This is a genomic window from Candidatus Methylacidiphilales bacterium (genome assembly GCA_028713655.1).
In the GTDB taxonomy this organism is placed as follows: domain Bacteria; phylum Verrucomicrobiota; class Verrucomicrobiia; order Methylacidiphilales; family JAAUTS01; genus JAQTNW01.
In genome coordinates, this window is sequence record JAQTNW010000065.1 from 1 (window position 1) to 12,348 (window position 12,348).

Here is a 12,348-nt window from a genome sequence, read left to right on the forward strand (position 1 = left end):
AGCAGTTGGAATCCATTCAGATTTAGGCCCGCTCGAAAAATTCAGTTTTTGAGCGCGCATGGGGTGTGTTCCGAGATTTATGACACGTAGGAACCAAAAAGTGGACAAATAGATCGCGAACCTACACCCAGACGCGGTGGACGTCGTCGTGATCTTCCAAGGCCTGGAGAAATTCGCCGACTTCGGCGCGCTGTTCCTCGCTCAACTCGGGATAATTCTTGGCCAGGTGTCCCATTTCACTCGTAATCACAGTCCAGCCGTTTTTCGAAAGCCATTGCGAAACCGCATGCAGCGCCGTGCGCTCCGTGATAAAGCGCGCACCACAGGCATCCTCCGGAATATCGTCATTTTGGGAATGCGTCAGCGGCTCGACTTCGTTCGCCCCCGCTTCGATGGCGGCAGCCTCTATGTCGGCATTTTTGTCCGGACAATGTGCCTCGACCAGCCCGACATGGTCAAAAAGAAATTTGTTGGCGCCTGCCGCTCCGAGCTGCCCGCCCTTGAACAGGACCCGGATTTGCGGCGCAGTGCGGTTGTTGTTGTCGGTGACGACTTCGACAATGACCGGCACTTTGTGGGGGGCGTAACCTTCAAAGTTGACGTGCTCGATCACCAACTTTTCGTCGCCAATGCCGGCGCCCTTTTTGATGGCGCGCTCGATCACATCACGCGAGACGCTTTCTTTTCTGGCTTTTTCGATCGCGGCAAACAAGCGGGCGTTGGCCGAGGGATCGGCTCCGCCGTGCTTGGCGGCAACCATGATTTCCTTGACCAGTTTACCGGTGGCCTGGGACTTTTTCAGTCCGGCAACCGCCCGTTTGGCATGCAACCATTGGCGACCCATAAGGGGATATAAGAGTGGAGGATCAAATTCGACAACTAAAAACCCCAAGCCGGTCATCTGTCCACACCCCATATTCAGGAGTGTGCGCTGGCTGCCAGGGTGCCTGAAAAGCAAATCTCTTCTGTTTTGCTGTATTCCCAGTGTATTCTACATGAAATTTTCTTAAGGAATCTATTAGTTTTAATTAAATCAAGGCGAAACCTAAAGTGTCCTGTACTACTACATCCCGCCCAAGGCCTAATCTTATTGTGCACAACCCTGAAATATGCAATATTTGTGCTCGACAAAAAAAGGTGGAAACTATGAATACACGTATCGCAACCTTGTTGGGAATTTTTGCCATCGCAATCTGCGGCTCGGCAAAAGCACAAACCATTACACTGGCAGACCTTCACGAAACTGAGGCCATCAATCTCGGCTCCAAAATTTTAACCGCTACCGGCGCTGTGCCGGACTTCACATTATCCCAAGTCGGTGTCACCAGCCCGGTAACTGTGATTAGTGGCAGCTCTCCGGGGGCCTTCGCGGATTCACTCAATGTGGAACTTTCCCCCAGTGGACTGATCACATTGAGCTCCACAGGGGCGGGCACTAACATTAAAGTGCTGACGATTACCATCGATAACTTAAACTATACTCCGGGCTATCTCCTTACAGGTATCTCAGGCTTGCCGGATCTCAACGCAGGTGCTTTAAGCCCCACTCCAAGCCCCTTTACCATCACACCCACGCTCAATTCCCCCACTTCCGTCAGCATTACCTATAATGGCGGAGCTGGCGTGTTTACAACTCAAAGCCTGTCGGGAGCCCTAGGACCCAACGAATCCTTTTTCCAACTCGATTTCACCGCCGTGCCGGAACCCCGCCAGTGGGCGTGCATCGTTCTTCTCGGCGCAATGGGCCTGATGCTGGCGCGGAAATTTCGGGATCGCCTCGCGGTTTCCCGGATCAGCGCTTAACAAAAACAGGCTTCATAGCAATCGCCGCCGTCCGGCACCTGGCCGGACGATTGTAGTTTTTGTTCCTTCGTCGCTCCGTTGTTAAATACTGCTTCCCCCCCCACCTCGTGGCCCCTTGGTTTTAAAAGCGATGTGGCATAAATCCTTCTTTTCTTGGCGTTCTTTGCGTTCTTTGCGTTAATGCTCGCATGTTCTGTGGCATCGTCGAAGAAACGGGTATTGTCCAAAACCTCGTCAGGGAGGAGCCCGTCTGCAAATTGACCGTGGAAGCCGACAAGGTTCTCCATGGAACAAAAATCGGCGACAGCATCGCCAACAACGGTTGCTGCCTGACCGTCACCGGTATTGTCGGAAAAAAACTGACTTTTGACCTGCTGGAAGAAACCCTGCGCTGCAGCAATCTGGGCACCCTCAAGACGGGCCACCGAATCAATCTTGAACGCTCCCTGCGGGCCGACGGCCGCGTGGGCGGACACTTTGTCACCGGCCATATTGATGAAACCGGGCTGATCACACGCTGGGAGCAGGAGGGCAATGATTACGTTCTGGAAGTAGAAGTTTCGCGCGAATTCGAGCGCTATCTGGTTCCAAAGGGTTCCGTCGCCATCGACGGCATCAGCCTGACCGTCGGCCGGGTCCACGGACGAAAATTCAATGTCTGGATCATTCCCCACACGCGCGAGGTCACCGCGCTCACGGAACGGAAAACCGGCGACCGGGTGAACTTGGAATTCGATCTTCTCGCAAAATATACGGAAAAACTTCTGAGCCGGGCGTGAAGCCTATTTCAACGTACAGGCGGATTGCAGACGATGAACGCCGTTAGGGCGGTAGGAAAGATTTTTCGCAAGCCCGAGGATATCGGCCATGAGATAGATGATGCTGAGCCACATTTCGGTGCCCTGCAGCCCGGTTCGGCCATGCTCATGCCCGCCACTGGCGAAAGGATCAAAGGCCATGCCCCACCCCGGCTTCCAGTTCTTGAGCGCCAACGGAATGCGTTCCAACATCCACTGACGCGCTTCATCCCGGCGGTGATCTGTCTGTTGCAGGCAAAGCCAGAGCGGATGAACAACGTCGAGAATGTTGCAGCCATTGCCCCGGCCTGCGCCAAAAAATTCAGGATCGGCCGAATGGAGAAGGATCGTGTCGATGGCCTTTTCTGCCAGTGGAAGAGGCCGCCCAAACTGGGCGTAGGTCCCGCGCGTCAACCGGTAAAACCCGTTGACGGGATGGAGCCAGCGGTCTTCCTTGCGCCAGCAACCCCAAACCCCTGACTTGGGATCGCAATGGCTGTCGAGCCATGAAAAAAGGCGGTCAATCTGACGACCCTGGCCGAAATATTTTTGGTTCACACAAAGGGAGGAGGCATAGCAATCGATCCAGTGCCCCGCGTGCCAGGCGCCGTTGGACCAGTCGAGGGAATCAAGAGTCTCAACGAGAAGATCGACGCCGATGGCTTCCGCGTTGGCAACCGGATGCGCAAAGGATGAACCCAGGCACTCAAGGGCGTAATTAACGATCATCGTGGAGTAGCGGTCTTCGAATTGAGGCTTGGCGGATTGAGGCCCGTTCAAACGGCTGTCGTCGGGAATATATTCGGGAACAAGCCCGGTCCCGGGATTTTGAAAACCGCGCAGAACGGAAATCCATTGCTCGCGGGTCATGCCGTCCGGAAGGATGCCAAATGCCGCGCCGATCTCGAGGGCATCGCACCAGGGACGGATGCGCCGCGGTTTGCCGGGCTGATCGATATAGCACACGGCGCCTGTATCGGTTGTGGATTGATAGTTTCTCAGGAGCGCCGGAATTTCCTTGCGCACATTGTCAGAAAAGTGGCGCAAGCTGTCAGCCAGTTCAGAATTGGATGCAGGCATGGATATACTTAACCGGGTTTTGCAATTTCAGCCATGTTTCTCATGCGGAGAATTTTGGCCGGGTTGCCGCCGACGATGGCATAGTCCGGCACATCCTTGGTGACAACCGCGCCTGCGGCCAGAATGGCATGGCTGCCGACAGCCACGCCATCGATGATCGTGGCGTGCGCGCCAACCCAGACATCATCTCCCATCACGACACCCTTGCTGGTGTGCATCTGCTCGTGAATCGGAACGTCGATCCGGGCATAACCGTGGTTGAACCCGACGATGCAGGCGTAGGCCCCGATGCGGATGCCGTCGCCGCCACAAAATTTGCCACGAATAGTAACATAAGGATTCAGCGAGCAGTTGTTTCCGAGCGACACCTCATCCGTGATGTAACAACCGCCCGCGACAAAACCATTGGTGCCCATTTTAAAAGTATTCTGCGGAGGGAACCCAATGATGGCAGCCGCGGGCGAGAGATAACAATTCGCGCCCACGGTCACGCCGTAAACCCGGCCCAAGAGGGCCTGGTATTCCACCTGGGCTGCTTTTTCTTCGGCGGTGCTTCCGTTCTTGAACAGCCAGGGGCAAAAATCGAAGCGTTTTTGGCGAAGATCGGATTCGGTTGGGATGGGATGCATGGACTTGAGATTAAAAGATGCCCGGCGGCTTATCTCCCAAGATACTTGTCGCGGCCAAGCACAAGCGCTTCGATCTTCCGGTCCGCGATGGAACGTTTCAACATCCAGAACCCGCAATCGGGATGCACCCAGCCAATCCTGCCGACGCCGACTTTTTTCGCAGCCTTGTCGATGCGCGGATCAATGTTCGCAAGCGAGCCGAGCACACTCTGCTCGCTTGGCAGCGCGGCAAGCCAATCGATGGGTGAGTACGAGCCGACGGTGGTGGTCAGGATTGCGGGGGCCGTACCGGTTGTTTGCATAACTGATAGTTTTGTGAAATTGGCGCCTGTTTGTCCAACTCTGTTTTGCTTTTGTAAAAGGCAACCCGCCAAAAAGAGTGCTTTTCATCTAAAAGAGTCCATCTAACCCGGATGTCTCACCCGCTTCTGAAAACCGTGTGCAGAGTAACTTGCCAATAGACTGGGCACAATTATGGCATGACAACATCCGGGTTAAAAGCAAAACCGCTTGAATTGGGAATTCTCTTTAAAAATGAAACCTCTTTATCTTGAAGCGGTTTTGCAATAGCCTGCTTATCTTTACCGCTTTCTTTACTGCCAACAGTGAAATAACCAGACTGGAAATTTTATGGACGCGCGTGAGATAAATAAGCAGGCTAAAGACATTTCTTGAAACCAATCATGACACAACGGAACTCTTATGGAAGCACCTGAAGTACCCACCGAACATCTGCATGAAGCCCTTGAGCATGAAACCAAGCACAGCGGCGAACGCTGGGTGCTGGGCGTGGCCCTCAGCGCAGCCATTATCGCCGCCCTGGCGGCCATCGCGTCGCTTCTGGCGGGCGCCAACGCGAACGAAGCCATGATCGACCAGATGCAGGCAAGCGACCAGTGGAGCTATTACCAGGCCAAGGGCATCAAAAGCAGCGTCCTGGCCGGCAGGATCGAGCTCCTATCCGCGCTCGGCAAACAATCCGATCCGGCCGATGCCGTAAAGCTGGCCGCATACAAGAAGGAACAGGAAGCCATCCAGGCCGAAGCTGAAGAAAAGCAGGCCGGCTCCAGGCACCACCTCCATATCCACGAAATCATGGCCCGCAGCGTGACCCTGCTTCAGGTCGCCATCGCCATATGCGCGGTCTCAGTCCTCACCAAACGGCGCAGGTTTTGGTACCTGAGCCTTGTTTTTGCGGCAATCGGCCTGGCCTTTTTGCTTCAAGGCCTCGCCGCCGGCAGATAGACAACCCTAACACAATTCCTCGCGCAAAGACACCAAGCCGCAAAGGAAGCCATTTTTACATAGAGCGCACAGTAAACCTGGAGGGTAAAAAGGTATAATTCGGAGTGAATTCCAAACATTTCTTAATTTAACTTCCCACCTCTCCATCCTCCATGCTCTCTTTGTAAAAACCTTCCTTTTGTATTTCCGCGTCTTGGCGCCTTATGCCCTTTGCGTTAAATCTCCCGCCTATCAACGCGTGGCCAGTTTGGCCAGGAAGCCCTTCTTCCGCGCGGAGGCGAACATCCGGCTGAAAAACCAGGCTTCCACGGCATAAAAAATCACGTTCAACGCGGAAGCCCAGAGCAGATGTTGCATCGGAAACCCCTCGCCCCTGAGCACTGCTCGCATGCCTTCAAACACATGCGTGGCCGGCAGGCACCAGGAAACCGGTTGCAACCAGTGCGGCAACACCCTCACCGGATAAAAAACCGCCGCAAGGGGCTGAAGCAGGAAAGGAATCGCCCAGGCCAGCGTTTCGACCGATTGACCATAACGCAGGATCAGCGCCGTGGCGACCATTCCCAGTCCCCAGCCCATCAGGATCAAATTTGCGAAAAAAGGAACCAGGCCCAGCCCCATGTCGTAAATATTAAAGTGATAAAGCAGGATCGAAAGCGTGGAAAGCAGCACAACGATGACCGCGACCTTGAAAAGTCCAACAAAATAAGTCGCTGCCAAAAATTCCCGGACGCGCACAGGCGCCACGAATACGTTAAGGATATTGCGCGACCAGACGTCCTCCAAAAAGGACATCGTCACCCCCTGCTGGGAACGGAACAGGATGTCCCAGAAGATCATTGCGCCCAGCAAATAGGTGACGGCTCCCGCCGGGCCGCTGTGGATGTCCTTGAGATAAACCGTGAGAAAGCCCCAGACCAACAGGTCCATAAGAGGCCAAAAAACCATCTCGATCATCCGCGGCACACTGCGCCGGTAAAGATACGTATGCCGCAGCACAAGCCCCCTGACAATTTGCCAATTCATCGTTTCCGCGCCTTTTTGATTTTTCTCCCGCCCGGCACTCTCTCCTCAATGTCGCCACTCCGGGCCACTTTGATAAACACATCTTCCAGCGACTTTTCCTTGAACTTTTTGACGATGGTCCGCGGCGTGCCTTCGGCGAAGATTTTTCCCTTCTGCATGAATAAAACCCGGTCGCAGACTTCCTCCACATCCCGCATGTTATGCGAGGTGTAAAGCATGGAAATACCGCGCTCCCGCTGGATCCGGCGCAACAGCTTGCGCACCTTGTCCGCGATGTCCGGGTCCAGGCTCGCCGTCGGCTCGTCCAGCAACAGCAGGCGCGGATCGTTCAACAAAGCCTTGCACAGATTCACCCGCGTCGATTCGCCCGAAGACAGCTCGCCGTTGATCCGGCCCTTGAGATGCGAAACCTCCAGCAGTTCCAGCAGCTCCTGGATTTTTTTGCGCGGATTCGGAACGCTGTACAGATTGGCAAAAACCATCAAATTTTCCCCGACGCGCAAATTCGACGGCAATGCGGTGTACGCCGAGGAAAAATTCGACTGCTGCAAGATCTCCACGCGGTGGCGGTTGATGTCCTTCCCAAAAACCCGGACGGAACCGGAGCTTGGGGTCACCAGGCCGAGCAAAATCGAAATGGCCGTCGTCTTGCCCGCGCCGTTCGCTCCCAGCAACCCGACAATCTCGCCCTCCCGAACGGAGAATGAAACGTCATCGATGGCCGTCACATCCCCGAACGTTTTTCTGAGATTTTGAATTTCAATCACCGCCAATGGCATGCAACCAAGCTAACCCGAAAATTTCATCCGCCCATAAAATTTATAGTAGTACAAAGAGGGTGCAGAATTTTAAACAGGAAGGTCGCAAAGAACGTGGAGGAAATGGAGAATCCAGAAGTCAGAATTAAGAATTCAAAAGCAAAGCGGCGGAACGCGGGCGCGTGGGGCATCTGAACAAGTTTTTAAGTCTTAAGTTTAAAGTTTTAAGTGAGAGCATTCCTTCGTGTCTTTGCGTCTTCGCGTGAGACCTGCTTTTCTCATCCTGCAAATCCAGGTTATCCATGTTAAAATGCGCCTTTGCGTGCGCCGTAGGCGCATTGCGTCTCTGCGTTAAATGATTTGATTTTTCCTCCGCTATAAATACCCACAATGGAGATGGACATGCCCCGGCGCAGTCCCTACCCTGATTTGCTTGCCGCCCTGCTAAACGGGGTCATTAAAAATACCATGTCATTTCAAAATCTGGGGCTCGAGGAATCCGTTGTGCACGCCGTGCAGCGCCTGCGCTACGTCGAGCCCACCCCCATCCAGACCCAGGCCATCCCGGTCATTCTCGAAAACAAGGACTTGCTCGGCTCCGCCCAGACCGGCACGGGCAAGACCGCGGCCTTCGCCCTGCCCATCATCAGCCGCCTGAAAAAGCATTCCCCGCGCACCCGCTGCCTCATTCTGGAACCCACCCGGGAACTGGCGGCCCAGGTCAATGAGGCGCTCGCCGATTTTTCGGCTTTTACCGACGTGAAGACCTGCCTGCTGCACGGAGGCGTCAAATATGAACGCCAGAATTTTGAACTGGCCCGGCATCCTGACATTATTGTAGCGACACCCGGCCGCCTGCTCGACCATATCGAGAACGGCGCGGTGAAGCTCAACCAGGTCGAAACATTGGTTCTGGATGAGGCCGACCGTATGCTGGACATGGGCTTCATGCCCGATGTCCGGAGAATCATCGGCCAGTGCCCAACGAAACGGCAAACCCTGCTGTTCTCCGCCACCATTTCGCCCCAGCTCCAAAATCTTATTGCCTGGGCCATGCGCGAACCGGTCAGCATCGATATCGGCCAGCGCTACAATCCCGCCGAAACAATCCAGCATGTGCTCTACCCGGTGGCCATGAACCAGAAATTCGACCTTCTTCTCGCCCTGCTCGACCGGACTAATTACGAAAGCGTCATCATCTTTTCCCGCACCAAAATGGGCGCCGATCAAATCGCAGCCACGCTCAAGACCAACGGCCACAACGTGGAAGCCATCCATTCCGACCGGACCCAAAGCCAGCGCACCCAGGTCCTGGAAATGTTCCGCGAAGGCAAGGTGGAAGTACTGGTCGCCACCGACATCGCCGCGCGCGGGCTGGACATCAACGGCGTGACGCATGTGATCAACTACGACGTGCCGGAAAATCCGGAAGATTACGTGCATCGCATCGGACGGACCGGGCGCGCCCAAAAATCCGGCGACGCCATGACGCTTTTTACCGCCGCGGAGCAGGATTACGTCAGCTCCATCGAACGCCTCATCGAGAAAAAAATTCCGCGCACCAAGCTCGATAATTTCGATTACACCTACACGACCCTGCTGCAGGAAGATGCAAAAGCCGGCATGCGCTCCATCCACCGTAAACCCTCCCGCCGCCGGCGCTGAAAGATAGAATGTTAGCTAAAACGCCAACGGCGTTTCGTCCTTCAGCCCAGGGTTGCGAGGAACGAGCTACCCTGGGTAAAATAAAAATCACCCCGAACCCTGAAAGCGGTTCCGGCGATTGCATGAAACAAACGCAACCCGCGTTGGGGTTGAAACTCATTTTGGTAAATACTTTTTGACCATGAAGCGATATGGAGTGCGGTGGCAAGCTGGAAGCGCGACACCGCTTTGTGTTTCCTGCAAAATTCAACTCCGATAGCCATCGCGAGTAAAAAGCGTCCGCCGTGGCGGACGCACTCCAAAATTCCCCCGTTCCTTCCCGCTCAAAACCGCTTCAAAATAAGTCACGCGAAAAATCGCAAAGTTTGAATTAAGAACCCGGAACCGGATTGCCCTCTTCCATCTCCTCCAAATGCCGGAGGCAATTGGCCAGCAGCACGCGCCAGCGCGGTTCCCTGAAGCTCACGAGCGAAAGGGAACAGTTGTCGAATTGAAAGAGCCGGTGAAATTCATCCGGTTCCCGTCCCGCATCCCATGCCAGAAGGACATTGAAAAACGCGGCCAGCGTCCCGCCGTGGGTCACGATCAAAATGTTTTCAGCATCGCTGTTTGTGGAAATTTCCGTAAGAAAATCCGCGGCCCGCCCGATCAACTGCAGACGGCTTTCTCCTCCCGGCGGCGCATTGCGCAGCACATCCCGGCGGTAGGATTCGCACTCCGCCGGGTACAAGGAGGCCCAGTCCTGGGAAGAGGTTCCCTCAAACATCCCGAACTTGATTTCCCTCAGACGCGCATCGGGAATCGGATGCAGGCCGTTTTTTTGAACCAGGATTTGCGATGTTTCCATCGCCCGCGAAAGATCGCTGCTGTAACAAACGGCGTTTTTCAAACGGCTTAAGCGCCCGGCCAGCAACCCGGCCTGTCGGCGCCCCTTGTCGTTCAAGGGAATATCCGACTGCCCCATAACCAGCCCCTGGAAGTTCCAGTCGGTCTCTCCATGTCGCACGAAATAAAAAGTTTTCAAGGATTCGGCTTTCTTAAAATTTGGGAAAGCTTATGCTTGATGCCTTTAAAGCCAAGAAAATCAAACTTTATGTATAAACTTGTTCTCATTCGACACGGGGAAAGCACCTGGAATAAGGAAAACCGGTTCACCGGTTGGACCGATGTGGATCTTTCCGAAAAAGGAATGGCCGAAGCCCGGAAGGGCGGCGTCCAGCTCAAAAAAGACGGCTATGTGTTTGATATCGCCTATGTTTCAGTCCTCAAGCGCGCAATCAAAACGCTAAACCTGGTCCTGGACGAGATGGATCTGCTCTGGATTCCGGTCCAGAAATCCTGGCGCCTGAACGAGCGCCATTACGGCGCGTTGCAGGGTCTCGACAAGTCGGAAACCGCCGCCAAGCACGGCGAACAGCAGGTCAAAATCTGGCGCCGGGCCTACGACATCGCGCCGCCTCCGCTGGAAAAAACCGATCCGCGCTATCCCGGCAAGGACCCCCGCTACAAAGACTTGAGCGAAAAGGAACTGCCGTTGACCGAATGCCTGAAGGACACCGTGGACCGGTTTTTGCCGTTCTGGCATGAGACGCTGGCCCCGGCCGTCAAGTCGGGCAAGCGGGTGCTCGTGGCCGCGCACGGCAACAGCCTGCGCGCATTGGTGAAGTACCTCGACAACATTTCCGACCAGGACATCCTGGAATTGAACATTCCGACTGGCATGCCGCTGGTGTATGAACTCGATGCCAACCTGAAGCCCATCAAACATTATTATGTGGGCGACCCGGAAGAAGTGGCGAAAGCCATGGCGGCAGTCGCAGCCCAAGGGAAAGCGAAATAGCTTATCAGGCAGGATTTAACGCCCTAGTGGTCTATGCGCCGTCAAGGTTCGCCAATGCGGACCCTGACAAAGCGCTTGTCGGTGTTTGCAACACCGTCCGTAATCGTCACACGCTCAAAATGGTTGCCGGCCAGGAACAGAGCATAGTGAAATATCATAGACTTTTCACATTCTGAAAAGTCCACTTGCGCTAACTCCGTCAAAGTCAAGAAGCCTGCTCGCGATGACTATCGGAGTTCACTCGCGACGGATGTCGGAGTTGACCCCACTCTCTTATCACGCACGCCTCCCGTGCTGACCGTCAACTCTCGCGCACTACCAAGATGATCGCGGGTGTAAAATAATTTGTCTGCCGGTGCTGTTGCGCCCGGGATTTGCTCACCCTGATTATAATACCGCACAGTCACACTATTCGAGGTATCCCGCTCTTCTGCAGGCTGGCTGCGGTTCGACCAAATGAAAATTTTTGGCTCTTCGCTGTTTTTCACTTTTTTCAGTTTCAGTCTGCGCTAAAGATCTGTATGTCTGGTGCTATTCTGTGTACGTTCGAAATGCCTTGCGAATTAGGCACAATGCCACCAGGCACGACAACCACCCCTACTCTCATACCTCCCCAACCCAGTATAACGCCGATGATGCGCCTACTTGTATTCACCAACAAATATGTCTGAGGAAGGCAAACTATCATAGCCTTGTACCACGCGAGTGCTGGAGGGGGAGGTATTTCGGGGGCTGCAATGCAAGGGAAGAACCCAGGATACAGGATGCTGTCGACTTGAACTTCTCGGTTATGTTGAACAGCAAGTACAACTGAGGCCCAAGAACGCAGGGCTGTCACAGCGGCTGGTTGGCTCAGTTCATCCGCGAGATCCTCCACGTTTTGTTCAACCATTACCGACTTGCCAAGAGCTTGACGTACCACACGCCCAGGTATGGATCGCTTGAGAGCAAATGGACCTTGTGAAACAGTGTATGCGGTCCAAGTTAAACATACAGCAATTACAACAATGAGAGAATATTTATAATGCTTTTCATATTCACGTAACACCGTTAGCGTTCATTCTGAGAACGGAGGGGTCAGGAGTCATTTCTTAACAGACCCCTTTCCCGGCACGTTAACCACAGCGCAATGCCTCCTCTCCCAATGTCGTCAGCAACAACTCCCGATCAGGGTTCGATCTGAAGATGTCCTCGCACCGATCTCTGCGCGCCATCACATGGTAAAACGCGCTGATAAACTCAATCCTTACCTGCCTGGCCATCTCTCTTTTCTAGGCGCTCATAGCGTTTTGTCAAGATTTGACTCTGGACCCGAATGGCACTAACTTAAGCCAACGGCATCCTTGACTTACAATGACTTACGCATAGGGATACAATGACTTACGCACGCATAGTAGAAAGGGGTCAGTCGTCTTTTCTTGACAGATTTTTTTCCGCCCAAGCTGGCAAGGATTGATCCGGATGCTTTGTTTTCCATCGTGTGATGACTTGGCTCACATTGGCCG

At 54.1% G+C, this 12,348-nt stretch carries 12 protein-coding genes; 5 read left to right on the forward strand and 7 right to left on the reverse strand.

All coding sequences use genetic code 11. From position 1 onward, the window contains the following. Positions 1–121: 121 nt before the first annotated feature. A complete protein-coding gene (locus tag PHD76_14540; protein MDD5263058.1) occupies positions 122–844 on the reverse strand; it encodes a YebC/PmpR family DNA-binding transcriptional regulator in 723 nt (240 codons plus the stop codon). A gap of 302 nt (positions 845–1,146) precedes the next feature. Between PHD76_14540 and PHD76_14545 the strand changes: the two genes are divergently transcribed. Then, on the forward strand, positions 1,147–1,803 hold the full coding sequence (locus PHD76_14545) for a hypothetical protein (protein ID MDD5263059.1): 657 nt from the start codon (positions 1,147–1,149) through the stop codon (positions 1,801–1,803). A gap of 188 nt (positions 1,804–1,991) precedes the next feature. Further along, positions 1,992–2,582, forward strand: a complete 591-nt coding sequence (locus PHD76_14550) for a riboflavin synthase (GenBank protein MDD5263060.1) — start codon at positions 1,992–1,994, stop codon at positions 2,580–2,582. Between the two features lie 3 nt (positions 2,583–2,585). Here PHD76_14550 and PHD76_14555 read toward each other — a convergent pair whose 3' ends face one another. From PHD76_14555 to PHD76_14565, 3 genes are read right to left on the reverse strand one after another with little or no spacing between them, the layout of a single operon-like run. After that, positions 2,586–3,680, reverse strand: a complete 1,095-nt coding sequence (locus PHD76_14555; protein ID MDD5263061.1) for a hypothetical protein — start codon at positions 3,678–3,680, stop codon at positions 2,586–2,588. An 8-nt stretch (positions 3,681–3,688) separates the two neighbouring features. Further along, on the reverse strand, positions 3,689–4,309 hold the full coding sequence (locus tag PHD76_14560; GenBank protein MDD5263062.1) for an acyltransferase: 621 nt from the start codon (positions 4,307–4,309) through the stop codon (positions 3,689–3,691). A gap of 29 nt (positions 4,310–4,338) precedes the next feature. Continuing rightward, entirely contained in the window at positions 4,339–4,611 is a 273-nt protein-coding gene (locus PHD76_14565; GenBank protein ID MDD5263063.1) for a hypothetical protein, read from the reverse strand. 400 nt (positions 4,612–5,011) lie between these two features. Here PHD76_14565 and PHD76_14570 point away from each other — a divergent pair, with 400 nt between their 5' ends. Beyond that, entirely contained in the window at positions 5,012–5,554 is a 543-nt protein-coding gene (locus tag PHD76_14570) for a DUF4337 domain-containing protein (GenBank protein MDD5263064.1), read from the forward strand. A 231-nt stretch (positions 5,555–5,785) separates the two neighbouring features. On the opposite strand, the gene PHD76_14575 is transcribed toward PHD76_14570, so the two are convergent. Then, positions 5,786–6,580 (reverse strand): ABC transporter permease, encoded by a 795-nt coding sequence (locus tag PHD76_14575; protein MDD5263065.1) that lies wholly within the window; start codon positions 6,578–6,580, stop codon positions 5,786–5,788. Further along, positions 6,577–7,359 (reverse strand): ABC transporter ATP-binding protein, encoded by a 783-nt coding sequence (locus PHD76_14580; protein MDD5263066.1) that lies wholly within the window; start codon positions 7,357–7,359, stop codon positions 6,577–6,579. Before PHD76_14580 ends, PHD76_14575 begins: the two co-directional genes overlap by 4 nt. A gap of 369 nt (positions 7,360–7,728) precedes the next feature. Here PHD76_14580 and PHD76_14585 point away from each other — a divergent pair, with 369 nt between their 5' ends. Continuing rightward, on the forward strand, positions 7,729–9,003 hold the full coding sequence (locus PHD76_14585; protein MDD5263067.1) for a DEAD/DEAH box helicase: 1,275 nt from the start codon (positions 7,729–7,731) through the stop codon (positions 9,001–9,003). Positions 9,004–9,373: 370 nt separating this feature from the next. Here PHD76_14585 and PHD76_14590 read toward each other — a convergent pair whose 3' ends face one another. Next, positions 9,374–10,027 (reverse strand): histidine phosphatase family protein, encoded by a 654-nt coding sequence (locus tag PHD76_14590; protein ID MDD5263068.1) that lies wholly within the window; start codon positions 10,025–10,027, stop codon positions 9,374–9,376. Between the two features lie 69 nt (positions 10,028–10,096). Between PHD76_14590 and gpmA the strand changes: the two genes are divergently transcribed. Beyond that, positions 10,097–10,843, forward strand: coding sequence for a 2,3-diphosphoglycerate-dependent phosphoglycerate mutase (gpmA, locus tag PHD76_14595; GenBank protein ID MDD5263069.1), 747 nt, complete (start codon positions 10,097–10,099; stop codon positions 10,841–10,843). Positions 10,844–12,348 lie beyond the last annotated feature (1,505 nt).